This window comes from Alphaproteobacteria bacterium (assembly GCA_017308135.1).
Lineage (GTDB): Bacteria > Pseudomonadota > Alphaproteobacteria > CACIAM-22H2 > CACIAM-22H2 > Tagaea.
Window position 1 is genome coordinate 432,484 of the sequence record JAFKFM010000006.1, and the last position, 24,136, is coordinate 456,619.

33 protein-coding genes are annotated in these 24,136 nt (G+C 65.1%); 12 read left to right on the forward strand and 21 right to left on the reverse strand.

All coding sequences use genetic code 11. From position 1 onward, the window contains the following. Positions 1-42: 42 nt before the first annotated feature. On the reverse strand, positions 43-957 hold the full coding sequence (locus tag J0H39_02360) for a LysR family transcriptional regulator (GenBank protein MBN9495572.1): 915 nt from the start codon (positions 955-957) through the stop codon (positions 43-45). 107 nt (positions 958-1,064) lie between these two features. Here J0H39_02360 and J0H39_02365 point away from each other — a divergent pair, with 107 nt between their 5' ends. From J0H39_02365 to J0H39_02395, 7 genes are all read left to right on the forward strand, one after another. Beyond that, positions 1,065-1,604: a peroxiredoxin gene (locus J0H39_02365; GenBank protein ID MBN9495573.1), complete on the forward strand. Its 540-nt coding sequence runs from the start codon at positions 1,065-1,067 to the stop codon at positions 1,602-1,604. A 29-nt stretch (positions 1,605-1,633) separates the two neighbouring features. Next, positions 1,634-2,185: a carboxymuconolactone decarboxylase family protein gene (locus J0H39_02370; protein ID MBN9495574.1), complete on the forward strand. Its 552-nt coding sequence runs from the start codon at positions 1,634-1,636 to the stop codon at positions 2,183-2,185. A gap of 122 nt (positions 2,186-2,307) precedes the next feature. Continuing rightward, a complete protein-coding gene (locus tag J0H39_02375) occupies positions 2,308-3,837 on the forward strand; it encodes a YifB family Mg chelatase-like AAA ATPase (GenBank protein ID MBN9495575.1) in 1,530 nt (509 codons plus the stop codon). Between the two features lie 59 nt (positions 3,838-3,896). Continuing rightward, a complete protein-coding gene (locus tag J0H39_02380; protein ID MBN9495576.1) occupies positions 3,897-4,568 on the forward strand; it encodes a GntR family transcriptional regulator in 672 nt (223 codons plus the stop codon). A 100-nt stretch (positions 4,569-4,668) separates the two neighbouring features. Then, a complete protein-coding gene (locus tag J0H39_02385; GenBank protein MBN9495577.1) occupies positions 4,669-5,127 on the forward strand; it encodes a helix-turn-helix domain-containing protein in 459 nt (152 codons plus the stop codon). Beyond that, positions 5,128-5,697: a PIN domain-containing protein gene (locus J0H39_02390; GenBank protein ID MBN9495578.1), complete on the forward strand. Its 570-nt coding sequence runs from the start codon at positions 5,128-5,130 to the stop codon at positions 5,695-5,697. It abuts the gene before it with no gap. Positions 5,698-5,733: 36 nt separating this feature from the next. Continuing rightward, a complete protein-coding gene (locus tag J0H39_02395) occupies positions 5,734-6,885 on the forward strand; it encodes an FAD-dependent monooxygenase (GenBank protein ID MBN9495579.1) in 1,152 nt (383 codons plus the stop codon). On the opposite strand, the gene J0H39_02400 is transcribed toward J0H39_02395, so the two are convergent. From J0H39_02400 to hisB, 7 genes are read right to left on the reverse strand one after another with little or no spacing between them, the layout of a single operon-like run. Continuing rightward, positions 6,882-7,247, reverse strand: a complete 366-nt coding sequence (locus J0H39_02400; GenBank protein MBN9495580.1) for a histidine triad nucleotide-binding protein — start codon at positions 7,245-7,247, stop codon at positions 6,882-6,884. The two genes, J0H39_02395 and J0H39_02400, sit on opposite strands and share 4 nt — an antisense overlap. After that, complete coding sequence (locus J0H39_02405; GenBank protein ID MBN9495581.1) at positions 7,244-7,603, reverse strand: phosphoribosyl-ATP diphosphatase; 360 nt, start codon at positions 7,601-7,603, stop codon at positions 7,244-7,246. Before J0H39_02405 ends, J0H39_02400 begins: the two co-directional genes overlap by 4 nt. A 34-nt stretch (positions 7,604-7,637) precedes the next feature. Next, complete coding sequence (hisF, locus tag J0H39_02410; protein MBN9495582.1) at positions 7,638-8,396, reverse strand: imidazole glycerol phosphate synthase subunit HisF; 759 nt, start codon at positions 8,394-8,396, stop codon at positions 7,638-7,640. Then, a complete protein-coding gene (gene hisA / locus J0H39_02415) occupies positions 8,396-9,124 on the reverse strand; it encodes a 1-(5-phosphoribosyl)-5-[(5-phosphoribosylamino)methylideneamino]imidazole-4-carboxamide isomerase (protein MBN9495583.1) in 729 nt (242 codons plus the stop codon). Before hisA ends, hisF begins: the two co-directional genes overlap by 1 nt. Continuing rightward, positions 9,121-9,750: an imidazole glycerol phosphate synthase subunit HisH gene (gene hisH / locus J0H39_02420; GenBank protein ID MBN9495584.1), complete on the reverse strand. Its 630-nt coding sequence runs from the start codon at positions 9,748-9,750 to the stop codon at positions 9,121-9,123. The genes hisA and hisH overlap by 4 nt, the downstream gene beginning before the upstream one ends. Next, positions 9,747-10,133, reverse strand: coding sequence for a DUF2628 domain-containing protein (locus tag J0H39_02425; protein ID MBN9495585.1), 387 nt, complete (start codon positions 10,131-10,133; stop codon positions 9,747-9,749). Before J0H39_02425 ends, hisH begins: the two co-directional genes overlap by 4 nt. Beyond that, positions 10,133-10,789, reverse strand: coding sequence for an imidazoleglycerol-phosphate dehydratase HisB (gene hisB, locus J0H39_02430; GenBank protein ID MBN9495586.1), 657 nt, complete (start codon positions 10,787-10,789; stop codon positions 10,133-10,135). The genes J0H39_02425 and hisB overlap by 1 nt, the downstream gene beginning before the upstream one ends. Positions 10,790-10,914: 125 nt before the next feature. On the opposite strand from hisB, the gene hslV reads away from it, so the two are divergent. Together hslV and hslU are read left to right on the forward strand one after the other, a co-directional pair. After that, positions 10,915-11,469 (forward strand): ATP-dependent protease subunit HslV, encoded by a 555-nt coding sequence (gene hslV, locus J0H39_02435; GenBank protein ID MBN9495587.1) that lies wholly within the window; start codon positions 10,915-10,917, stop codon positions 11,467-11,469. Beyond that, complete coding sequence (hslU, locus tag J0H39_02440; GenBank protein MBN9495588.1) at positions 11,466-12,785, forward strand: ATP-dependent protease ATPase subunit HslU; 1,320 nt, start codon at positions 11,466-11,468, stop codon at positions 12,783-12,785. Before hslV ends, hslU begins: the two co-directional genes overlap by 4 nt. 90 nt (positions 12,786-12,875) lie before the next feature. On the opposite strand, the gene J0H39_02445 is transcribed toward hslU, so the two are convergent. From J0H39_02445 to gcvA, 6 genes are all read right to left on the reverse strand, one after another. Continuing rightward, entirely contained in the window at positions 12,876-13,142 is a 267-nt protein-coding gene (locus J0H39_02445) for a hypothetical protein (protein MBN9495589.1), read from the reverse strand. A 16-nt stretch (positions 13,143-13,158) separates the two neighbouring features. Then, entirely contained in the window at positions 13,159-13,401 is a 243-nt protein-coding gene (locus J0H39_02450; protein ID MBN9495590.1) for a hypothetical protein, read from the reverse strand. A 109-nt stretch (positions 13,402-13,510) separates the two neighbouring features. Next, entirely contained in the window at positions 13,511-13,900 is a 390-nt protein-coding gene (locus tag J0H39_02455) for a helix-turn-helix transcriptional regulator (protein MBN9495591.1), read from the reverse strand. Beyond that, entirely contained in the window at positions 13,897-14,427 is a 531-nt protein-coding gene (locus J0H39_02460) for a Smr/MutS family protein (protein MBN9495592.1), read from the reverse strand. Before J0H39_02460 ends, J0H39_02455 begins: the two co-directional genes overlap by 4 nt. A gap of 11 nt (positions 14,428-14,438) precedes the next feature. Continuing rightward, positions 14,439-15,611 (reverse strand): alpha-hydroxy-acid oxidizing protein, encoded by a 1,173-nt coding sequence (locus J0H39_02465; protein ID MBN9495593.1) that lies wholly within the window; start codon positions 15,609-15,611, stop codon positions 14,439-14,441. Between the two features lie 40 nt (positions 15,612-15,651). Then, entirely contained in the window at positions 15,652-16,545 is an 894-nt protein-coding gene (gcvA, locus tag J0H39_02470) for a transcriptional regulator GcvA (GenBank protein ID MBN9495594.1), read from the reverse strand. A gap of 68 nt (positions 16,546-16,613) precedes the next feature. Between gcvA and J0H39_02475 the strand changes: the two genes are divergently transcribed. After that, positions 16,614-17,219, forward strand: a complete 606-nt coding sequence (locus tag J0H39_02475) for a glutathione S-transferase family protein (GenBank protein MBN9495595.1) — start codon at positions 16,614-16,616, stop codon at positions 17,217-17,219. 94 nt (positions 17,220-17,313) lie between these two features. Here the strand turns inward: J0H39_02475 and J0H39_02480 are convergent, their stop codons facing one another. Further along, positions 17,314-18,573 carry an MltA domain-containing protein gene (locus tag J0H39_02480; GenBank protein ID MBN9495596.1) on the reverse strand — a complete coding sequence of 420 codons (1,260 nt, stop codon included), beginning with the start codon at positions 18,571-18,573 and terminating at the stop codon, positions 17,314-17,316. Further along, positions 18,501-19,214, reverse strand: coding sequence for a Tim44 domain-containing protein (locus J0H39_02485; protein ID MBN9495597.1), 714 nt, complete (start codon positions 19,212-19,214; stop codon positions 18,501-18,503). The genes J0H39_02480 and J0H39_02485 overlap by 73 nt, the downstream gene beginning before the upstream one ends. A gap of 122 nt (positions 19,215-19,336) precedes the next feature. On the opposite strand from J0H39_02485, the gene J0H39_02490 reads away from it, so the two are divergent. Both J0H39_02490 and secB read left to right on the forward strand, forming a co-directional pair. Continuing rightward, a complete protein-coding gene (locus tag J0H39_02490; GenBank protein MBN9495598.1) occupies positions 19,337-19,876 on the forward strand; it encodes a histidine phosphatase family protein in 540 nt (179 codons plus the stop codon). Between the two features lie 63 nt (positions 19,877-19,939). Beyond that, the gene (gene secB, locus J0H39_02495) at positions 19,940-20,455 is read left to right on the forward strand and encodes a protein-export chaperone SecB (protein ID MBN9495599.1); all 516 of its coding nucleotides are present in this window, start codon (positions 19,940-19,942) and stop codon (positions 20,453-20,455) included. Between the two features lie 15 nt (positions 20,456-20,470). Here the strand turns inward: secB and dnaQ are convergent, their stop codons facing one another. From dnaQ to J0H39_02520, 5 genes are read right to left on the reverse strand one after another with little or no spacing between them, the layout of a single operon-like run. Continuing rightward, positions 20,471-21,139, reverse strand: coding sequence for a DNA polymerase III subunit epsilon (gene dnaQ / locus J0H39_02500; GenBank protein MBN9495600.1), 669 nt, complete (start codon positions 21,137-21,139; stop codon positions 20,471-20,473). A 5-nt stretch (positions 21,140-21,144) separates the two neighbouring features. After that, the gene (locus tag J0H39_02505; GenBank protein ID MBN9495601.1) at positions 21,145-21,729 is read right to left on the reverse strand and encodes a dephospho-CoA kinase; all 585 of its coding nucleotides are present in this window, start codon (positions 21,727-21,729) and stop codon (positions 21,145-21,147) included. Beyond that, positions 21,726-22,565, reverse strand: coding sequence for a shikimate dehydrogenase (locus J0H39_02510; protein MBN9495602.1), 840 nt, complete (start codon positions 22,563-22,565; stop codon positions 21,726-21,728). The genes J0H39_02505 and J0H39_02510 overlap by 4 nt, the downstream gene beginning before the upstream one ends. Continuing rightward, positions 22,562-23,182, reverse strand: a complete 621-nt coding sequence (maf, locus tag J0H39_02515) for a septum formation protein Maf (GenBank protein MBN9495603.1) — start codon at positions 23,180-23,182, stop codon at positions 22,562-22,564. Before maf ends, J0H39_02510 begins: the two co-directional genes overlap by 4 nt. Then, the gene (locus tag J0H39_02520; protein ID MBN9495604.1) at positions 23,179-24,015 is read right to left on the reverse strand and encodes a kinase/pyrophosphorylase; all 837 of its coding nucleotides are present in this window, start codon (positions 24,013-24,015) and stop codon (positions 23,179-23,181) included. Before J0H39_02520 ends, maf begins: the two co-directional genes overlap by 4 nt. Positions 24,016-24,136: the final 121 nt, after the last annotated feature.

Sequence of the window (24,136 nt, forward strand, 5' to 3'; positions counted from 1 at the left end):
ACCGATTCGATTCCGCGAATCGACCCGCGCGGTGCGGGCGTACTATACGCGGGTGCCGCCGCTTCGTGAATCGCGCGCGATAGCCTGCGCGAGCAGCCGGAACTCACTCGCCCGCGCCGTGCCCTTGCGCCAGACGAGGCCCAGTTCGCGCGACGGATCGCCGTCGACGGGTACGGCGACCAGATCGGTGCCGCGCAGAATGCCGGCGTCCAGCGCCAGATCGGGCAGCAGCGTCACGCCCAGCCCGTTGGCGACCATCTGAACGAGCGTGAACAGCGACGTCGCGGCGAAGGCATCGCGCGGGCGCGCCGATTTGATACCGCAGGCCGATAGCGCATGGTCGGTCAGACAATGCCCGTCTTCGAGCAGCAGCAGCGGCTCGCCGCGCACCATCGCGGGCGAAACGCGCTTGGCCTTGGCCAGCGGATGCGCCTTGGGCACGACCAAGCGGAACACATCCGCTCCGATCGATGCGCTATCGACCGGCCCCGTGTCGTAGGGCAAGGCGAGCAACGCGCAATCGATCGTGCCATCGCGCAAACGCGCGATCAGGCGTTCGGTCTGATCTTCGACCAGAAACAGCTTCAGTTTGGGATGCGCCTTGCGCAGGCGTGGCAAAACGCGCGGCAGCAAGAAGGGCGAGACGGTCGGGATCACGCCCAGGCGCAACTCGCCGGTCAACGGTTCGCGCGCCGCACTCGCCTCGCGCGCCAATTCCTCGGCGTCGGCCAGCAGCGATTTGGCGCGCTCCAGCACGCGCTCGCCCAAAGGCGTGAACACCACGCCACGCTTGCCGCGATCCACCAGCGGTGCGCCCAAAATCGCTTCCAGCTCCTGGATCGACGCCGACAGCGTCGATTGCGTGACGCCGGCCGCTTCCGCCGCGCGGCCGAAATTGCCCTTCTCGGCCAAGGCGGCGTAGTGGCGCAGCTGTTTGAGCGTGGGCAGATGGATCATCGGTTTCCTCGATGGATATCAACGAAAATACTCGTTGGATCGATTGGTTGCAATGCGGCATTTTCCGTCCCGGCTCGTTTCGACCCAACCCTTGAGGACACACACAAATGCTGACCATTGGCGACAAGTTCCCCGCGTTCGACCTTCAGGCCGTCGTTTCGATCGATATGGCGAAGGCGTTCACGCGCATCAACAACGAGACCGACAAGGGCAAGTGGAAGGTCGTGTTCTTCTGGCCGAAGGATTTCACCTTCGTGTGCCCGACGGAAATCGCGGCGTTCGGCAAGCTCGCCGGCGACTTCAAGGACCGCGACGCGGTCGTCTATGGCGCGTCGACGGACAGCGAGTTCGTCCACCTCGCCTGGCGCCAGAACCACGCTGATCTGAAGGCGCTGCCGATCCCGATGCTCGCCGACATCAAGCGCGAGCTGTCGACGGCGCTGGGCATCCTCGACAAGAACGAAGGCGTCGCCCTGCGCGCGACCTTCATCGTCGATCCGGAAGGCATCATCCGCTTCGTGTCGGTCAACGATCTGAGCGTGGGCCGCAACCCGACCGAAGTGCTGCGCGTGCTCGACGCGCTGCAAACGGACGAGCTGTGCCCCTGCAACTGGAAGAAGGGCGACGAAGTTCTGAAGGTCGCCTAACCACCATCCCAACGGGAAGGACCAAGACGATGTCGCTCGAAAGCCTCAAGACCGCGTTGCCTGAATACGCGCGCGATCTGAAGCTGAACCTCTCGTCGCTCGCGACCGATACCGGTCTCGACGACAAGACCCGGGCCCTCGTGTTCGTCGCCTCGGCCCTGGCTTCGCGCCAGGGCCAGGTGCGCGACGCGGTGCTGGGCGAGTTTGGCGCCATGCTCACGGCCGAGGAGTTGCAGGCCGCCAAGATCGCCAACGCGATCATGGGCATGAACAACATCTACTACCGCTTCACCCATCTCGTCTCGGCGCAGGATTACGGCACGCTGCCGGCCAAGCTGCGCATGAACGCGATGGCGAAGCCGGGCGTGGAGAAGATCCCGTTCGAGCTGATGTCGATCGCCGTGTCGGCGATCAACGGCTGCGGCATGTGCATGGACAGCCACGAGAAGATTCTGCGCCAGCACGGCGTGGAAGCGGTGGCGATCCAGACGGCGGTGCGTATCGCCGCGACGCTGCATGCGGTGGCCGCCACGCTCGACGCGGAATCCGCCGGCGACCAAGCGCAAGCCGTCGCCGCCTGATTCCGCACCCCCCGGGCGGAATCGGCATAAAGGGCTCCGCCGCCAGGCGGGGCCCTTTTTCGTGGCCGGTTGAACAACCAGGGATACGGCCGTATTAATGGCGCCTGCCTCGTGAGGTTCCATTGGTCGCACGCATTTCCACCGTCGCGTTTCAGGGCATCGAGACCGTGCCGGTGGACGTGCAAGTGCAGATCGCGGGCGGTGCACCCGCCTTCGCCGTAGTCGGCTTGCCCGACAACGCGATCAAGGAGAGCAAGGAACGCGTGCGCGCGGCTTTGTCCGCTATCGGCCTCGCGCTGCCGGGCAAGCGCATCACCGTCAATCTGGCCCCCGCCGATCTCGCCAAGGAAGGCGCGCATTTCGATCTGCCGATCGCGCTGGGCCTGCTCGGCGCCATGGGCGTGTTGCCGCCGGAAGCGGTCGAAAGATTCGTGGCGCTGGGCGAGTTGACGCTCGACGCGCGCATTCTGCCCGTGCCCGGCGTATTGCTCGCCGCGATCTCGGCGAACGGCGAAGGCAAGGGCTTGATCTGTCCCGAGGCGGCGGGCGGCGAAGCGGCCTGGGCGGGCGACGAGCGGCGCTTCGAGATCGTCGCCGCCCCCACGCTGATGTCGTTGGTCAACCATCTGCTCGGGCGGCAGATGCTGGCCCAGCCGCGCCAGACCAGCATCCGATCCGCCACGCCCGGCCCCGACCTCAAAGACGTGAAAGGCCAGGAGACGGCCAAGCGCGCCTTGGAGATCGCGGCGGCCGGCGGCCATAACCTTTTGATGATCGGGCCGCCGGGCGCGGGCAAATCGCTGCTGGCGAAATGCCTGCCGGGCTTGTTGCCGCCGCTCACACCCGAAGAAGCGCTTGAAACCAGCATGATCCAGTCGGTCGCCGGGTTGCTGGCCGAGGGCCGGATCGAGCGCAGCCGCCCGTTCCGCGATCCGCACCACACGGCGACGCAAGCCGCGTTGATCGGCGGCGGAACCCGCGCCAAGCCGGGCGAAGTCAGCCTCGCGCATCTGGGTGTATTGTTCCTCGACGAATTGCCGGAGTTCCAACGCCCGGCATTGGAGGCCTTGCGTCAGCCGCTTGAGTCCGGCCGTGCGGTCGTGGCGCGCGCCAACGCGCATGTCGCCTACCCCGCACGCATCCAATTGGTCGCGGCGATGAACCCGTGCCGCTGCGGATATCTTGATGATCCGGGTCAGGCTTGCGGCCGCGCGCCCAAATGCGCGGTCGAGTATCAGGCGAAGATTTCCGGCCCGTTGTTCGACCGTATCGACCTGCATGTCGATGTGCCCGCGGTACGGCCCGGCGATTTGTCGCTGCCGCCCGCGGCCGAGGGCAGCCGCGAGGTCGCCGCGCGCGTGGCCGCGGCGCGCGAAACGCAACGCGTCCGCTTCGCCGAATTGCCGGAAGACGCGCGCCCGCGCACCAATGCCGAACTGGACGGCCGGGCCCTCGAAGAGCTCGCCGCCCCCGAACCGGCGGGACGCAAATTGCTCGACGACGCGGCCACAAGGCTTAGCCTTTCCGCGCGCGGCTATCACCGCGTGATGCGCGTGGCGCGCACCATCGCGGACCTCGCGGGCGCCGCCACGCCCGCGCGCGCCCATATCGCCGAAGCGCTCGCCTATCGCCGTTTGAGTCTGGCGCGTTAACGGCTAACATCGGTTTCCGCCACCGGAGAGGACCGATTTTGCGCCCCGCCCCCTGCCCGATCCGTTCGACCGAGGACGCGCCGCCGCGTCCCGCCAAAACGCGGGGCGAGGAATTGCGCGGCCAATTGGCGGACGAGATCGTCCACGGCCGGTTGGCGCCGGGCACGCCGCTCGAAGAAATGGAGATCGCGCGGCGCTTCAACGTGTCGCGCACGCCGGTGCGCGAGGCGCTGCGCGAACTGGCCGCGTCGGGCCTGATCGAATTGCGAGCACACCAAAGCGCGCTGGTCGCCTTGCCCTCGGTCGAGCGCTTGCGCGGCATGTTCGACGTGTTGGCCGAGCTGGAAGCGCTTTGCGCGGGCCTCTCGGCCGTGCATATGAGCCCCCGCGAGCGCGCGGCACTCGAAACCATCCATCGCGATCTGGGCGAGGCGGTGCGCGGCGGCGACCCGAAGCGCTATCACCACCTGAACGAAGAATTCCACGCGGCGATCTACGCCGGCAGCCACAACGAATATCTGGTCGAGATCACGCTGGCGACGCGCACGCGGATTTCGCCGTTCAGCCGCGCGCAATTCGGCTCGCTGGGGCGCATGGCACGCTCGCACGAGGAACACGATCGCGTGGTGAAGGCGATTCTGCGCGGCGATCAGCCCAATGCCGCCGCCGAAATGCGCGGCCATATCCTGACGGTCGAAACCGCCGCGAAGCGGTTTGCCGGGAAGATTTAAATTGTTGATTTCAAACGATAATGAATTTCGTTTGTTTCGGTCGTTTCGTTTATTGCGATTAATGCCATTGCGTTTATAGTTGCCGCCAAGGAGAGCAACGATGACGGCATTGCTGGAAAATTCCGACACGGTCGTGCCGACGGCAAAGGACGTCGAGTTGGCGACGCAGTCGAGCCGCATTTTGTCGGCGGCGGGTTTGGCGAACGCCAAAGCAGACTTCAAAGTCCGGTTGGATAACGGCGCCGAGTTGACGCTGCCGAACGCCGCAATGCGGCTAATCTCCCATCTGCTGACCGAGATGTCGCATGGCAACGCGGTGACGCTGATCCCCATTCACGCGAATCTGACGACCCAGGAAGCGGCCGATTATCTGGGCGTGTCGCGGCCGTTTTTGATCGGCCTGTTGAACGCCGGCAAGATAAAGTTCCACAAAGTCGGCACGCATCGGCGGATACGCTTCGGCGATCTGCAAGCGTATCGCGACGCGCAGGCGCGCGAACGCGACGACGCTCTCGACGCGCTGGCCGCGCAAGCCCAAGAATTGAAAATGGGCTACTGAGTGGCGGCCTATACCGTCATCTTCGACGCTTGCGTTCTCTATCCGGCACCTTTGCGCGATTTTCTGCTGCAGCTCGCGACGGCCAATTTGTTCCGGGCGCGCTGGACGGAAGCGATCCATGACGAATGGATCCGCAATTTGCTCGCGGCACGCCCCGATTTGACGTCCGATCAATTGACGCGGACACGCCAATTGATGGATCGGACCGTGCCGGAAAGTTTGGTCGAAGGCTTCGATCATCTCATTCCGACGATCGTGTTGCCCGATCCGAACGACCGGCATGTCGTCGCGGCGGCCATACATGCGCGCGCCGACGCGATCGTGACATTCAATCTGAAGGATTTTCCCGCCGCGACGCTGGAGCCGCTTCATTTGGAAGCGATCCATCCGGATGATTTCATCAACTTCCAGATCGACCTCGACGAAGCGAAGATTGTCGTGGCGGCGCAGAAATGCCGCGCACGGCTGAAGCAGCCGCCAAAATCGGCGACGGACTATCTCGATACGTTGGCGGCTTGCCAATTGCCGAAGAGCGCCTCGCGTCTGCGCGCATATGAAGCGGTGATTTAGGGCCCGGCTGGTCCGGGGCTTGCTAAGCACTGGATCATGCGGATCGCGATCATCGGCAGCGGCATTGCGGGCTCTTTGCTCGCCAAGAATCTCGACGGCGTTCCCGGCGTCACGGTCGATTTGTACGAGCGTGCCGCGCCCGGCGAGCACGATGGCGCGGGGACGGGCCTGAATCTCGGCCCCAACGGGTTCAAGGCGCTGCGCCTGCACGATCCCGAATCCCATGCGCGCCTGCGCGCCGCGTCGTTCGAGTGGCGCAGCTGGGTCGTCGAATTGGTCGACGGCACGAAGCTGCTCGATCTCGATCTGCTCGACCTCGCCGACGAGCCGGGCGCCAGGCTGCGCTGGTCAGAGCTTTACGCGCTGATGCGCGAACCCGTGCTGGCGCGCACGCGCTATGGCCATGAGTTCATCGCACTGGAGGAAGATGCGGCCCGGCGCCTCGTGCCCGTGTTCAAAACACCGTCGGGCGAGATTGTCCGCAACGGCGGTTACGATCTGCTGGTCGCGGGCGACGGGCGGTTCAGCAAGCTGCGCGAACTCACCTGCGGGCCGATCCAATCGCAACAGATGGGGATCGGCATCTGGCGCTTGCTGACCAGCGATGAAGGCAGCCCGTTCGACGATTACCGGCAATGGTTCCACGGCAATAACCGCCTGCTCGCCTATCGCGTGCCCGGCGGCCATGTTTATGCCTGCGGCGTATTCGCGCTGGGCGGCGAGACGATCGAGGCGCATCACAAGACCGAAGAATTCCGGCGCGCCAATTTCCGGCCGCAGGACAAGCCGCCCTGTCCCTCGGTCGCGTGGATCTTGGAGCGTGCGGCGGCCCAGGAAAGCGAACTTCATTGGGCGCGGCTGCAAGTCTCGCCCTTGCTGCGCGGCGATTCCTCGGGCCGCGTGCTGCTGCTGGGCGATGCGGCGCAAGCGATGGTGCCCACGCTGGGCCAAGGAGCGACGCAAGCGATCGAAGACGGCGCGATCGCCGCATCGATTATCCGTAAAGGCGGCGGTGTTGCGGAAATCGCAGCCGTCCGCGACGCGCGGGTGGAATTCGTGCGCGATTTCTCGCTGGAGGCGACGGATACGATGCTGGGCACCGATCCGGTCGCGGGCACGAAGGCGAAGTCGGGCCCGGATTTCTTGGCAAAGCTAAAGAAGCTTTATCGCGACGTGCCGGGGCCTTAATCGGCGCGGGGCAGCATCCGGCCGAGCTTACGCCCGCCGACGACGTGGAAATGCAGATGCGGCACTTCCTGATTGCCGTCGGTGCCCGCGTTGCTGATGACGCGATAACCCGAATCCGACACGCCCATCTGGCGTGCGACATCGCCGATCGCCTTCATCAGCGCGGCTTGTTCGGCGACGGAGGCGTTGGCGGTGAAATCCGCCATCGAGACGTAAGCGCCCTTCGGGATCACCAGCACATGGACCGGCGCCCCCGGATTGATGTCGTGGAAGGCGAGAACATGGTCGTTCTCCATCACCTTCTTGCACGGGATTTCGCCGCGCAGGATCCGCGCGAAAATGTTGTTCGGATCGTAGGTCATTTGTCCTCGTCGTCGAAGCCGCGCGCGGCTTTCTCGGCGATGCCCGACACGCCTTCGCGGCGGCACAGCTCGTCCCACACTTCCTTGGGATCGATCCGCGCATCCGCCCACAGCACCAGCAGGTGGTACATGAGGTCCGCACTCTCGTCGATCAAGCGCTCGCGCTTGTTGCGGATCGCCTCGATGACGACTTCCACCGCTTCCTCGCCGACCTTCTGGGCGATTTTCTTCGTGCCCTTCTGGAACAGCTTGGCGGTGTGCGACGTCTCGGGATTGGCGCCGCGCCGGGACTCGATGGTCCGGAACAAGCGGTCCAAGATGATATCGGCGGAGGGTTGCGGGGCCGTTTCGGTCATTATCGGAAGAATTTGAGCCCAATCGCCCCAGCGATCAAGTGCGAACCGGCAACCCGGCCTTGGCCAGATATTGCTTGACCTCGCCCACCGTGAATTTGCCGAAATGGAAGACCGAGGCGGCAAGCAACGCCGCCGCATGGCCTTCGCGCACGCCGGCGACGAAATGGTCGAGCGTGCCCACGCCGCCGGACGCGATCACCGGCACGGTGACGGCATCGGCGATGGCGCGCGTCAGCGGCAGGTCGTAACCCACTTTCGTCCCGTCGCGATCCATCGAGGTCAGCAGAATTTCGCCTGCACCATACTCGGCCATGCGCTTGGCCCAGTCGACCGCGTCGAGGCCCGTGGCGGTGCGCCCGCCATGGGTGAACACCTCGAACTTGCCGGGCGAGACTTGCTTGGCGTCGATCGCCACAGTCACGCATTGGCTGCCGAATTTCTCGGCCGCTTCGCGTACGAATTCCGGCCGCGTCACCGCCGCCGTGTTGATCGACGCCTTATCGGCGCCCGCGAGCAGCAGCTTGCGGATATCGTCGACGGTGCGCACGCCGCCGCCGACGGTCAGCGGCATGAAGCAGCGCGCGGCGGTGCGCCCCACCACGTCGTAGATCGTTTCGCGATTCTCGTGGCTCGCGGTGATATCGAGGAAGCAAAGCTCGTCCGCCCCCGCCGCGTCGTAGGCGGCGGCGGCTTCGACCGGATCGCCCGCGTCGATCAGATCGACGAAATTGACGCCCTTCACCACGCGGCCCGCTTTGACGTCGAGGCAGGGAATGATGCGGATTTTGAGCATCAGGCGGCCTCCAGCAAATCGATCGCGGCGCGCAGATCGATCCGCCCGTCATAGAGCGCGCGGCCCGAGATGACGCCCGCGATGCCATCTTTCGCGTGGCGCTTCAGCACGGCGAGATCATCGAGCGACGACACGCCGCCCGACGCGATGACCGGAATCGACACGGCTTTGGCCATCGCCACCGTTGCGTCCACGTTCGGGCCCTGCAACGCGCCGTCGCGATCGATATCGGTATAGACGATCGCGGCCACCCCGGAGTCTTCGAACTTCCGCGCGAGATCGACGGCCTTCATGTCCGAGGTTTCGGCCCAGCCTTGCACGGCGACATGGCCGCCGCGCGCATCGATGCCGACGACGATCTTGCCGGGGAAGGTCTTGCAAGCGCGCTTGACGAAATCCGGATCCTTCAACGCGATGGTGCCGAGGATGACGCGCGTGACACCCGCATCGAGCCAGGCCGCGATCGCATCGTCGTCGCGAATACCGCCGCCGAGTTGCACCGGCACATTCGCGTTTTTCAGGATCGCGCGCACCGCGTCGGCGTTGACCGACTTGCCCGCGAAAGCGCCGTCGAGATCGACGACATGGATCCAGCGCGCGCCCGCCTTGACGAATTGCGCGGCCTGATCGCCCGGGCTGTCGTTGAACACGGTCGCCTGCGCCATGTCGCCCTTGTAGAGGCGCACGCATTTGCCGCCCTTCAAATCGATCGCGGGGAACAGGATCACGGGCGCCACTCGAGGAAATTGGAAACCAAAGCGAGGCCGATCGCCTGGCTTTTTTCGGGATGGAATTGCGTGCCGGCGATGTTGCCCTTCGCCACGGCCGCGACGATGGGCCCGCCGTAATCGGCCGTCGCGATCACGCTGCCCTTATCGGCGGGCGTGAAGTGATAGGAGTTGGCGAAATACACATGCGCGCCCTTCGGCCAACCCTTCAGCAAAGGATGATCGGCGAAGTCGAGCGCGTTCCAGCCGAGCTGCGGCAGTTTGAGCGTGGCGTCTTTGGGTTCCATACGGCGCACGTCGCCACCGAGCCAGCCAAGCCCTTCATACACGCCATGCTCGTAGCCGGTCGCGGCGAGCAATTGCATGCCCACGCAAATACCGAGGAACGGCGCGCCGCGCTTCACGACCGCGTCGTTGAGTGCTTCGACCATACCGGGCACGGCGCGCAACCCCGCCGCGCAATCGCCGAACGCGCCTTGGCCGGGCAGCACGATGCGATCGGCCTTGCGCACGATGTCGGCGTCGGAGGTGACGACGATGTCGGCGCGGCCCTGCGCCTCATGCTCGAATGCTTTGGCGGCCGAGCGCAGATTGCCCGACCCGTAATCGACGACGGCGATTTTCATAGCGCGGCCGGATGGCGGCGGAACCAATCGAGTTCCGCTTCGTCCAAATCGCGGCCCGTGGCAAGGCCGCGTTCGACCCAGCCGCGCCGGTAAAGATCGTCGCGCCGCCAATCATTGGCTTCGAAGCCGACGATCAACGCGAGGCCGATGCCGATCAGCGCATCGGTGAAGGGATCGAGATGCAGCACGTCCACGGCCAAGGCGAGGCACGCATAGGCGACGACGATGCCGAACGCGACCCACCACAGGCGATGATAGAGCGCCCAGAGCGGCAGGAACGCGAAGGCGGCCCAGGAGAAGCCGTCCTTCACGAACACCGCGCCGCGATCCACGTCGCGCGCGAAAGGCCGCAGATGCGCCGTATAGCGCTTCGGGCGCCGCATCACACGTTCTGGCCGTCGGCCGAGCCGCCGCCGAGCACGCCCTTGGTCGACGGAATCGCGTCGGCCTTGCGCGGATCGATGGCGATCGACGCGCGCAAGCTGCGCGCCAGCGCCTTGAAGCTGCTCTCGACGATATGGTGGTTGTTCTCGCCGTAGAGATTTTCGACATGGAGCGTCAGGCCCGCATTCTGTGCGAAGGCCTGGAACCATTCCTTGAACAGTTCGGTATCCATGTCGCCCAGCTTCGGGCGGGTGAAGTTCACCTTCCAGATCAGATAGGGGCGGTTCGACGCGTCGAGCGCCACGCGCGTCAACGTCTCGTCCATCGGGATCGTCGCTTCGCCGTAACGCACGATGCCCTTGCGATCGCCCAGCGCCTTCGACACGGCTTCGCCCAGCGCGATGCCGACATCTTCGGTCGTGTGGTGGAAATCGATATGCAGATCGCCCTTGGCACGCAGATGGATGTCGATCAGCGAATGCCGCGACAATTGCTCCATCATGTGATCGAGGAAACCGATCCCGGTGTGGACGTCGTAGACGCCCGTGCCATCCAGGTTGACGGTCGCTTCGATCTGCGTCTCCTTGGTCGCGCGCTTGACCGTGGCGCGGCGCGCGACGGGCAGAACGACAACGGCGGATTTGGCTTCGGCCATGGCTCTCTCTTAAGTGCCGGAAAACGCCCGAGTTATACGGGATATGAAGGGTATTGGGCCACACATAAGCGCGATTGCGGGCTATCGTCTTGAAGCGCGTTAACCTTTTGCCTAGATGAGTCGCCATGGACAATCCGAAAAACGAGCTTTGGCACGGCACGACGATTTTGTGCGTCCGCCGCGCGGGGTCCGTCGTCGTCGCCGGCGACGGGCAAGTGAGCCTTGGGCCCACGGTCATCAAATCCAACGCGCGCAAAGTGCGCCGCATCGGGCCGGACGGTTCGGTGATCGGCGGCTTCGCCGGCGCCACCGCCGACGCGTTCACATTGTTCGAGCGGCTTGAGGCCAAGCTCGAAAAACATCCGGGCCAGCTCGTGCGCGCTTGCGTCGAGCTTGCCAAGGATTGGCGCACCGATCGGTATTTGCGCCGCCTGGAAGCGATGATGGCGGTCGCCGACAAATCGACGTCGCTGGTACTGACCGGGACGGGCGACGTGCTGGAGCCCGAAGACGGGCTGATCGGTATCGGCTCGGGCGGCAATTACGCCTTGTCGGCCGCGCGGGCGCTGGCCGCCGCCACCGATCTTTCCGCGCGCGAAATCGCCGAGCGATCGATGAAGGTCGCCGCCGATATCTGCGTCTACACCAATACGAATGTGACGATCGAAGAGATTAAATGACCATTCCCGCTTTCACCCCCCGCGAGATCGTTTCCGAACTCGACCGCTTCATCGTCGGCCAGCACGCCGCCAAGCGCGCCGTCGCCGTGGCGTTGCGCAATCGCTGGCGCCGCCTGCAATTGCCCGAGGAGTTGCGCGAGGAAGTTCTGCCCAAGAACATTCTGATGATCGGGCCGACCGGCTGCGGCAAAACCGAAATCGCGCGCCGCTTGGCGAAGCTGGCCCAAGCGCCCTTCATCAAGGTCGAAGCGACGAAATTCACCGAGGTCGGCTATGTCGGCCGCGACGTCGAGCAGATCGTGCGCGATTTGCTCGAAACCGCGATCCAGATGACGCGCGACCGGTTGCGCAAGGAAGTCGAAGCCAAGGCCGAACTCGCCGCCGAAGAACGCGTGTTGGAAGCCTTGGTTGGCGCCAACGCCTCGGCCGACACCAAGCAGAAATTCCGCAAAATGCTGCGCGAGGGCCAGCTCTCCGACAAGGAGATCGAGCTGCAAGTCGCCGACAACGCGGCCGTGCAATTCCCGATGATGGAGATCCCCGGCGCCCCGCCGGGCAGCCAGATGGGGATCGGCAATCTGCAGGAAATGCTCGGCAAGGCGTTCGGCCAGCGCACCAAGCCGCGCCGCATGAAGGTGTCGGAATCCTACGGCGTGCTGCTGCAGGAAGAAGCCGACAAGCTGCTGGACCAGGAGCGCGTGGTGAAGGAAGCCAAGCTCGCGGTCGAGCAGAACGGCATCGCCTTCATCGACGAGATCGACAAGATCGCCGGCCGCGACGGCGTGCGCGGGGCCGATGTGTCGCGCGAAGGCGTGCAGCGCGATCTGCTGCCGCTGATCGAAGGCACGACCGTCAACACGAAGCACGGGCCGGTGAAGACCGACCACATCCTGTTCGTGGCGTCGGGCGCGTTCCACGTGTCGAAGCCGTCCGACCTGCTGCCCGAATTGCAGGGCCGCTTGCCGATCCGCGTCGAGTTGAAGGGCTTGGAGAAGGACGATTTCGTCCAGATCCTGAAGGAGCCGGAGAACTCGCTGATCAAGCAGTACGTGGCGCTGCTCGGCACCGAAAAGGTGACGCTGCGCTTCGAGGATTCGGCGATCGACGCGATCGCGGATTTGGCGGCGGAAGTGAATCGCGGTGTGGAGAATATCGGCGCGCGCCGTCTTCACACGATCCTCGAACGCTTGCTCGAGGAGATTTCGTTCACCGCCACCGACAAGGGCGGCGAGACGATCGCGATCGACGACGCCTATGTCCGCGACAAGGTCGCGGGCCTGGCGAAGAACGCCGATCTGTCGAAGTTCATTTTGTAAGAAAAGGCACCGTCCTGGGCCGGCCGCGCGCAGGCAGGCTCGATCCCAGGACGGTGCGGGGCGCTACCTCGGTTCCCGAGCGCCCTATGCCTATTTCCGTGCGGGCTTCTTGCCGTCGCCCTCGATCGCGTCATAGGCGAGGCCGCCGGCCGTACCGACGATGCCGCCGATAACGGCGCCGGCCCCCATATCGAGGCCACCGGACATGGCGCCGATCACGGCACCCACGCCCGTACCGATCGCCGCACCGGTGACGGCGCGTTCCTCGGTCTTGTTCATCTGACAGGCGGAGAGCAGCAACGCCCCCGCGAGCGCAAAAGCCAGCGTGCCCGATCGCTTGAGAGTTAGAGCGGTCATGGTCGTCTCCTTTCGCTTATTTCTTTTTCGCCTGGTCGTAGAGCCAGCCGCCGGCCGCACCCACGCCCGCACCGACCAGCGTGTTGGTCAGCAGGCCGCCGCCGCCGATGATGCTTGCCGCCGCACCGACACCCGTACCGATCGCGGCACCGGTGGCGACGCGGTTCTCGGTCTGCGTCATTTGGCAGGCGGAGGTGAAAAGGGCCGCGGCGAGGACCAACGCAACCGCGGCCGAGCGCTTCAGCGAGGGACGCTTCAGGGACGAAACTTGGGGGGACATCGGGATTCTCCGTTCTTGTCGTTCCACGCGAACGAGTAGACCGGAGAAATCGGGCCGAAATAAGGAATTTATAAGCTAAAACAAAGAGTTACGAACGGGATGTTCGCGACCTTTTCGCCACAACCTGCGCGTTTTTTAGGCGTTCCAGGAGGTTTGCGGCATCCAGGTCCGACAAACCGTCAATTTTGTCGGCCAACAGGTTGGCAAGCTCCGTCCGGACGGGGTCGAGGCCGCGCGTATCGACCACGACGCGCGGATGCGACAGCCGCGCAAGGCGGTGCATCTCCTCGTAATCGTCCCAGATCAGATGGAAATATTCGCAGATCTGCACGAGCAGTGCGGGGCTGGGCCGCCCGCGATGGCCGTGTTCGAGGGCGGATAAGAACGCCTGGCTGATATCGAGGTCGCCGGCCATGCGCTTCATCGTGATGCCGCGCTCGCGGCGCAACGCACGAACCTTGGCGCCGAAGGGCGTCATCGCTTGCGCCGCAGCAGCACATAGAACGCGCCGCCGCCGCCATGGCCGCGCGCGGCGGTGACGATGCGCAAGATGCGCGACGCATAGGGCCCCGCCATCAGCCATTCGGGCATCTGCCGTTTGAGCACGCCGTCCCCGCCCTTGCCCTTGCCGGTGACGACCAGCAACACGCGCGAGGCTTGGTTCACATGCCGTCCGACGAAGCGATCGAGCGTCGTATGCGCTTGCGCTTGCGTCATGCCGTGCAGATCGATCGTCGCGTCGATGTCCAACAATCCGCGCGTGAGTTTGCGTTCGGTCGAACCGTCGAGCCCCGGCACTTGCGGCTTCGGTGCGGCGGCGGGCTTGGGCGATGGCGGCAGCCCGCGCGGCGCTTTCGCCGTGTAGAGGATCGGCTTCTCGACGACGGGCGCAACGACTTGTGCGGGCTTCGGCACGGCCCGCGCGCGACGCTTGGCCTTCAAGGGCTTCACGTCGCGCATCGAGGCTTCGAACAGATGCGCGTCGGGGACGATCGCCTTGCGCATCCGTCCTGTACCTAATGCCGCAGGCCGAGTTCGCGCTGCGCGTCCTTGCGCACGATCAGATCGCCCCGATCCAGCGTGCGCACATCGGTCTTGCCGCAAAACGCCATGGTGATGTCGAGTTCCTTGCGGATGATCTCCAGCGCCTTGGTGACACCCGCCTCGCCCATCGCGCCCAGGCCGTACAAGAACGCGCGGCCGATGTAGGTGCCCTTCGCGCCGATGGCGATGGCTTTCAGCACATCTTGGCCCGTGCGAATGCCGCCATCCATATGGACTTCAATCTTGTCGCCCACCGCATCGACGATCGGGGCGAGCGCTGCGATCGACGAAATCGCACCGTCGAGCTGGCGCCCGCCGTGGTTCGACACGATCAATGCGTCGGCCCCCGACGCGGCGGCGAGCTTGGCGTCTTCGATATCTTGAATGCCCTTCAAGATCAGCTTGCCGCCCCAGCGTTCCTTGACCCAGGCGACGTCGGCCCAATTCAGGGTCGGATCGAACTGGCCCGCCGTCCACGACGACAGCGACGATACGTCTTCGACGCCCGTCACATGGCCGACGATATTGCCGAAGAAGCGGCGCTTGGTGCCGAGCATGCCCAGGCACCAGCGCGGCTTGAAGGCGAGATTGATCATGTTGGCGAGCGTAGGCTTGGGCGGTGCGGACAAGCCGTTCTTCAAATCCTTATGGCGCTGTCCGAGGATTTGCAGATCGAGCGTCAGCACCAGCGCCGAGCATTTCGCCGCTTTGGCGCGGTCGATCAGCCGTTCCATGAATTTGCGGTCGCGCAGCATGTAAAGCTGGAACCAGAACGGCTTGTCGGTGTTCTGCGCGATGTCTTCGATCGAGCAGATGCTCATCGTCGACAGCGTGAACGGCACGCCGAATTTCGCCGCGGCGCGCGCCGCCAGGATTTCGCCGTCGGCATGCTGCATGCCGGTCAGGCCCGTGGGCGCCAGCGCCACCGGCATCGACACGTCCTGGCCGATCATCTGCGTCTTCAAGCTGCGGCCGTCCATGTTGACGGCGACGCGCTGGCGCAGGCGGATCTTGGCGAAATCCGACGTGTTCTCCCGATACGTCTGCTCGGTCCAGGAACCCGAATCCGCATAGTCGTAGAACATGCGCGGGACGCGACGTTGGGCCAGGCGTCGCAGATCTTCGATCGTGGTGATGACGGGCATTTCGGGGTTCCTCTTTTCCGGGCGGAGAATGCCCAGCGCGCTACGCCGATGCAACCCAATCGGCGAAGGCCGCCACGCGCGCGTCCTTGGCCGCCGCTTTGGGATGGACGACCCAATAAGCGAAGCCCGAGGGCAGTTCCAGATCGAACAGCTTCACGATCCGCCCTAAGGCGAGATCGTCGGCCAGCGGCACCGATCGTCCGATCCCCACACCATGACCCAAGCGTACGGCCTGAAAAATCGCGCTGCTGTCCATGAAGCCGGGCCCGCGCTGCGCCAAGGCGCGCGGCAGGCCCAGCAGATCGAGCCACGGTTCCCAGGCGAGACGCGGTTCGCTGCGCCCGGCACTCGTGTCGTGAATCAGCGTCGCGCGCGTGAGATCGGCCGGGCGGCGCAAACCAGGTTTGCCCGCCACGAGCGACGGGGCGGCGGCCAAGAACAATGTCTCGCGTGACAACAGCCGCGATGCAAAACCCGCCGGGGCCGTCTTCGCGTAACGGACCGCAAGGTCGACGCCATCGCGCGCGAAATCGACCGTCGCGATTTCGGAGCGTATGTGCACGTCGATCTCGGGGTAAAGCCGCCGAAACGAGGGTAGGCGCGGCACCAGCCAGTTGGTCGCGAAATTCGGCAGCACCGATACGACGATGCGGCCCGCGCGCGGCCGTGCCCCCAGCCCGCGCGTCGCTTCGGCCAAGCGATCGAACCCGTCGCGCAATCCCGGCAGATAGGCGCTGCCCGCATCGGTCAACGCCACGCCGCGCGCGTGGCGACGGAACAACGCGACCCCCAGCCCGGCTTCGAGCTGCGCCACTTGCTGGCTGATCGCGGCGGGTGTCACGGCCAATTCGCGCGCGGCCGCCTTGAACCCGCCCAAGCGTGCGGCGGCTTCGAAGGCGCGCAACGCGCCCAAAGGCGGCAATCGGCGAGACATAGCGGTGCTTAGCCTTGGCTTCGAATTACCCGGTTGCGGGCGGCGTTGGTCCGTCTATACCGGAGGGCATGACCGTGCTCTACGACAATCTTTCCTCGGGCAACGCCTATAAGGTGCGGTTGATGCTGCACAAGCGGGGCTTGCCCTATACGCGCATCGAAATGGATATCGACACGGGCGCCACGCGCCGTCCCGATTTCCTCGCCCTCAATCCCGACGGGCGTGTGCCCCTGCTGGTGCTCGACGACGGCACCAAGCTGCCGGAATCCAACGCGATCCTCGCGTTTCTTGCCAAGGGCACCGATCTGTTGCCCGAGAACGCCGCCGATTTCGCGCAGGTACTGCGTTGGCTGTTCTGGGAGCAGTACAGCCACGAGCCGAATATCGCGACCGTGCGTTATTGGATCACGCACAAGGTCGAGATGACGCCGTATCGCAAACTGGCGATCGAGGATAAACGCGCGCGCGGCGTCGCGGCTTTGGGCGTGATGGAAACGCATCTCGCCGCGAACGAATTCTTCGCCGCCGGGCGCTTCACGATCGCCGACATCGCGCTTTATGCCTATACGCATGTCGCCGAAGAAGGCGGGTTCGATCTATCACCCTACCCCGCCCTTCGCGCGTGGCTGGCGCGCGTCGCCGCGCAGCCGCGCCATATTCCGATCACGGCTTAGAAACGCTTCCGTCATCCCGGGCAAGCCGGCGCGGCAGCGCCGGTGCGACCCGGGATCCCGGCTCTCGCTCACGCTCGGCCGGGATGACGAAATGTCAGGAACCGCGCATACGCCGTTCGGCGATCGCTTGCGGCAAGAGCAGCCAATAGCGGCCGGGCGAGCGCATTTTGCCCGCACGTTCGGCGGCGTCCGCCCCCGCGCCCCAGAACACATCGCCGCGCACGGCGCCGCGAATGGCGCCGCCGGTATCCTGCGCCATCATCATCCGGCGGATGCGTGTGCCAGGCGTCAGCGGGTCTTCGGCATCGAGCCAGAGCGGCAATCCCATCGCGATCAGGGACCGGTCGACGGCCAGCGAACGGCCGGGCGTGAGGGCGACACCTTCCGCCCCCAGCGGCCCGTCGCCGTCGAGCACGCGGAAGAACACGTAAGACGGGTTCGTTTCCATCACCGCACGTGCCTCGGCCGGGTTGGCGCTGAGCCAGGCGCGGATCGACTGCATCGATACGGTTTCGCGCGTCAGCGCACCGCGTTCGATCAGCGTGCGGCCGATCGCGACATAAGGCTGGCCGTTTTGCGCGGCATAGCCCAAGCGCAATACGCGGCCATCCGGCAGCACGACGCGGCCGGAGCCCTGGATTTCCAGAAAGAACGCATCGACCGGATCGTCGACCCAGACGAGCACCTCGGCGCGGTTGTCGATCGCACCTTGATTGATGCCCGCACGCGCGGGATAAGGCCGGAGATTGCCGTTCACCACATTGCCCGCGATGCGCTGGCCGCGCAGCTCCGGCCGGAACTCGCCCAGATCGACCATCACCAGATCGGCGGGGCGGGCGCGCAGCGGAATCGTGTAGGCGCCCGTGCGGGTCTGCGAGCCACGCAATTCCGGCTCGTAATAGCCCGTGAAAAGGCCATCGGGCCCGGCGGCTTCGTCCGACGCGAGGAACGGCCGGAACGCGGATTCGAGGAAACGCTTGGCCGCCACATGGTCGCCCATCGGGATCGCGGCGGCTTGCGCACACGGCGCACGCCAATCGGCGGCGCGCCCGCCCAACCCCGTTTCGCGATCATCGGGCAAGCGCGCGAGCCTTGCACAGGTGCGCGCAAACGCGGACAGGAATTCGGCGTGGCGGTCTTCGGCCCAGCCCGGCAGATCCGCGAACGAGGCCGCTGCCAGCGCCAATTTCGGCAACGGCGGGGCGGCGGGCGGCGGGGCTTCGCGCGGCGCGCAAGCGGCCAACGCCGCCAATGCGAGCGCCGCGACGAAACGCTTCAAGGTCAGGCCGGCTCTTCGGTGCGGACCAGGATCCAGTTCGGATCGCGGTTGCCGGTGTCGCGCTGGAAGGTCCATTGATCGGTGAGGCGCAGCACCTTTGCGGCATCGCCATCGACCACGTTGCCGTCGGCGTCGCGCGTCACGTTGACCTGTTCGGAGATGAACCGCACCGTGACCAGCGCGTTGCGGCCTTCCATCGTGGCGCCGACGATCTCGGCCGAGCGGATGCCGACCAGCGTCGTCTCGCGCGTTTCCTTCGCGGCGATGCGGTCCTTGATCGCGGTCTCGAAACCCTTGAACACATCGGCGGCAAGCAATGGCTTCAGCGTCGCCGTATCGCCTTGCGCGAAGGCGGTGACGATCATTTCGAACGCCGCCTTGGCGCCGCCCACGAACCCGGCCGCGTCGAAATCGCGGTCGGCGCGGCGGATATCGTCGATGCCCTTGCGCAGTTCCGGATTGCCGGTCGTATCGATGCCGGCGGTTTCGTTCGCGGTCTCGGCGGTCGGCTCGGCCGATTTCGGCGCGCCGGGGAATTGGGTCACGTTGTCGGGCACCTGCTCGGCGCGCTCCATCGTGCGCTCGGGCGGGCGGGCGCGCCAACGCTCGGCATCCTCCGCCCCGTTGCGACGGCCCAAGACCGAACGCAGACGCAAGATCAGAAACCCGGCGACGGCGGCGAATAGCACGATATCCAGAAAAGCCATGTCGCCCATCGGCGAAACCGTTCCTCTTTGGGGGGTGTGAAACTCCCGTTATAAATAGGCCCCTTGAATGCCCGCGACAAGCGGCGATCCCTATTTTCGGCCCCTTTGGGAGAGACCCCCCTTTCGTTCCCATGCTGTTGATTCGTCACGGACAATCGGAATTCAACGCGGCCTACGCGAAAACCCGTATCGACCCGGGAATCCCCGACCCGCGCTTGACCGAGGAAGGCAAGCGCCAAGCGCGCGAGGCCGCTGCCGTTTTGGCGGCGCATGGCGTCGAACGATTGCTGGCGAGCCCCTATCGCCGGGCCCTGGAAACCGCGTCGATCATCGCGCGCGAATTGCGCATCCCCATCGCGGTGGAACCGCTGGTGCGCGAACGCGCGGCGTTCCATTGCGATATCGGCACGCCCACGCCCGAGCTCGTCAAACGCTTCCCCGAGCTCGATTTCGCCCATCTCGACGAAACCTGGTGGCACGACCACGTGACGCTCGGCGTGGAGGAAAGCGAAGCCCAAATCATCGAGCGCGGGCGGCGCTTTCGCGAAGCCGCGCGCGGGCTTTCCGGGCGCGACAGGATCGCGGTCGTCTCGCATTGGGGCTTCATCCGCGCGCTGACCGGGATCGAGCCCAAGAACGGCGAGATCGTGCGCCTCGAATTCGCCGATTGAGCCCCCGCTTGAGGCTGCCACGGTTCCCGTGCTACCTCGACCCGGCTTTTTCTCGATAAGGAGATGTCCATGACCGACGCGGCTCAAGGCCAGCAAGGCCCGGTGTTCGGCGTTGTCGCCCAGTACCTGAAGGATCTGTCGTTCGAATCGCCGCGCGCACCGGACATCTTCCTCAATCAGGACAAGAACCCGCAGGTTTCGGCCGACGTGAAGACCGAAGCCCGCCCGCTTGCCGATGGCGTGTTCGAGGTCGAGCTGCTGATCGCCGCCAAGGCGATGGCCGGCGACGACGTCGTGTTCCAGATCGAATGCCTCTACGCGGGCGTGTTCCAGGTGCAGGGCGTGCCCGAGCAGCATATGGGCCCGTTCCTGCTGATCGAATGCCCGCGCATGCTGTTCCCGTTCGCGCGCAACGTCGTCGCCGACGCGACGCGCGAAGGCGGCTTCCCACCGCTGATGCTGCAGCCCGTCGATTTCGTCGAGATCTATCGCCGCCGCGCCGAAGCGCAAGCCGCGGCGGGCAATCCGCCCGCCCCGTCGGCACAAGGCCCGACGTCGAAGATCATCCTGCCGAACTGACGCGCGCTTCGCGCGTCAATTCATCCAGACCGGCGCTTTGAGCTTGGCGAGGGCCGCCGCATGCGCGGCGAGCTCCGCCTCGCTCGGCGCGTGCGGGCGCGCGGGCCGCGCCACGCGCTTGACCGCCACGGCGGCTTCGATCGCAGTCTTCTGCGCGCCGAATTCCATGCCCGATTGCCGGCCGCCGATCAGTTCGAGATAGACCTTCGCCAGCAGATCGGCGTCGAGCAGCGCGCCGTGCAGCGTGCGATGCGTGTTGTCGATTTCGAAGCGTTTGCACAGCGCGTCGAGCGACGCAGGCGAGCCCGGAAATTTCTGGCGCGCCATGCGCACCGTATCGATCGCGCGCGACATCGGCATTTTCTCGAACCCCAAACGCGCGAACTCGGCGTTGAGGAAGCCCATGTCGAATTCGGCGTTGTGGATCACGAATTTCGCGTCGCCGGCGAATTCGATGAACTCGGCGGCGATCTCGGCGAAGACGGGCTCCTTGGCCACGCGCTCGTTCGTGATGCCGTGCACGTTGGTCGCTTCGGCCGGGATATCCATTTCCGGATTGATGTATTTGTGGAAATGGCGGCCGGTCGGCACGTGGTTCATCAATTCGATCGCACCGATTTCGACGATGCGGTTTTTCGACGGATCGAGGCCGGTGGTTTCGGTATCGAGAACGATTTCGCGCATATGAATCAGCCCGTCATTCGGATCGCGCGTTTGAGCGCGCGCAAGGTGGGAAGATAGCCCAACGCCGTGACCGCGACGATATCCGCGCGGCGGCGTTTTTCGGAATCCGGCATTTGGCGGGCGAGGATGCCCGCAAGTTTTTCGTTGGTCATGCCCGGCCGCGAAAACGCGCGCTGGCGCTGGATCGCGGGCGACGCGCTGACCACGACGACAGCGTCGCAAACCGCGTCGAGTCCGGTTTCGTACAGCAACGGCACATCGAGCACGACGCGCTTGGTGTGGCGGCGGCGATGCTGGTCGAGAAACGCTTTCATATCCTGGCGCGCGAGCGGATGCAGAATCGCTTCGAGATGGGCGAGCGCCGTCGGATCGGCAAAAACTTTGGCGCCGAGTTTGCGCCGGTCCACCGCCCCGTCGACGATCGCATCGGGGAACAGCTTCGCGACGGGCGTCACGCCCGCTCCGCCTTTGGCTAACAGGCGATGGATCGTCGCGTCGGAATCGCGCACGGGCAGCCCCAAGCGCCGGAACATCTTCGCGGCCACCGACTTGCCCATTGCGATGGAGCCCGTCAGGCCGATGATTTTCATTTGATGCCTTCGCCCACGAACGCGCGCAGTTCGGGCGTCACGTCGGGCATCGTGCCGAACCACGCGGCGAAACCCGGGCGGCCCTGGTGCAGCAACATGCCAAGCCCGTCGACGGTTTTAAGGCCGCGCTTGCGGGCTTGGGCGAGAAGCGGCGTTTCGAGCGGCACATAGACCAGATCGTTCACGACGGCGTCGGCCGGCAAGCCCGCGAGATCGATATCGAGGGCCGGTTGTCCATCCATACCTTGCGTGGTCGTATTGACCAGCAAGCCCGCCTTGTCGAGCGCGGTTTCGCGCGCCGCCCAATCGACGACGCGGATTTTGGGCCCGAATTCCTTGGCGAGATTGTCGGCCCGCGCGCGCGTGCGATTGGCGAGGCGGATTTCCGGCACGCCGGCATCGAGCAAGCCGACCAGGATCGCACGGGCCGCGCCGCCGGCCCCCAGCACGACCGCCGGCCGATCCTTGCGCCAATCCGGCGCGGACTGCGTCAGATGCGCGCCGAAGCCGAACGCGTCGGTATTGCGCGCTTCGATTTTGCCGTCGGCATGGAAGATCAGCGTATTCGCCGCCCCGATGCGCTTGGCGCTGGCGTCGACGATATCGGCGAGTTTCAACGCCGCTTCCTTATGCGGCACGGTGACATTGGCGCCGGCGAAGCCGAGTTTCGGCAAAGCGCGCACCGCCGCGTCGAAATCCTCGGGCTTCACGGCGAGCGGCACATAGGCCGCGTCGATGCCGTAATGCTTCGCCCAGAAGCCATGCAGACGCGGCGAGCGCGAATGCTTGACCGGCCAGCCGATCACGCCCGCAAGCTTTGTGCTGCCCTTGATCATGGGACGAGCGCGCCGTTCGCGCGCAAGAAGCCCAGCAACGGCAACAACGGCATGCCCAGCACGGTGAAGTAATCGCCATCGACGCGCGTGAACAACTGCGCGCCCAGCCCTTCGAGCTGATAGGCGCCCACACTTCCCAGTGCCGCATCGCCCGTCGCGTCAAGATAGGTTTCGATGAATTCGTCCGTCAAGATACGGACAGTCAGCTTGGCGCTGTCAACATGATGCCAAACGCGCACCATGTTGCGATAGGCGACGGCCGCACTGACCAGACGATGCGTCTTGCCCGAGAAAGCGCGCAAATGCGCGGCGGCATGCGCGCGATCGATGGGCTTGTCGAACCACACGCCGTTGCAATCCAGCATCTGGTCGCAGCCGATGACGATGGCGCCGGGAAATTTCTCGGCGATGCGCCGCGCCTTGGCTTCGGCGAGTTTGACGGCCGCGTCCTCGACCTTGGCGCCCTCGGCACGCATGGCGAGTTTGATCTCGTCCTCGTCGACGCGCGCAGGGTAGGTTTCGACATGCACGCCCGCGTCTTCCAGCATTTTGCGCCGCGCCGCACTTTGCGAGGCGAGCACGATCGGCGGGCCGTTTTCGAGTTGCAGTTTCGTCATTTCGGGGCGGCTTTCTCGCGCCGTTCTTGAACCATGGTCATGATCTGCGCGGCCGTTTCCTCGATCGAGCGGCGGGCGACGTCGATCACCGGCCAGCCTTGCGAACCGAAGAAGCGTCGCGCCTCGGCGACTTCGCTTTTGACTTTGTCGAGGTCGGTATAGTCGGTTTCGCGGTTCTCGTTGAGAATATTGAGCCGGTTGCGCCGCAGCTGCACCAAAATCGTGGGATCGTTGGTGAGGCCGACGAAGATCGGCGGCTCGGCGCTGTCGATCAATTCGTCGATTTCCGACGGCAAGCGCACGCCGGGCACGTAAGGCACGTTCGCCGCCTTCACGCCGCGATTGGCGAGATAGATGCAAGTCGGCGTTTTGGACGTGCGGCTGACGCCGATCAGGATGACCTCCGCTTCGGTCAAGCCATGCGTCGACATGCCGTCGTCATGCGCCATCACCCAGTTGATCGCGTCGATGCGCCGGAAATACTCGGCGTCGAGCGCGTGCTGCCGACCCGGCAGATTGCGCGTTTTGAGACCGAGATAATTCGACAACGCACCCATCGTCGGATCGAGAACCGGGATATAGGGCACGCCCAGCGCGCGGCAGCCTTCTTCCAACGCGGCGCGCGCATGTTGTTCGATCAACGTGTAGAGCACGACGCCCTTGTTCGCGGCGATGCCGGAGAGCACGCGTTCGATCTGCCGGTCCGAGCGTACCATCGACCACATATGCTCGACGGGCTCGACCTCTTCGAACTGCACGAGACACGCGCGCGCGATGCCGATGAGCGTTTCGCCGGTCGCGTCGGAGACGAGATGCAGATGGAATCGTTTGATGTCGTCGGACATTCAGGACCGGGGATTATGGGGACCGCGGGGATAAACAGGGGTGTCATCCACAGGGGTCGAAAATCGGTCCCGAGACCCGTACACGTCAAGCCCGGCTTGACCCCATGGG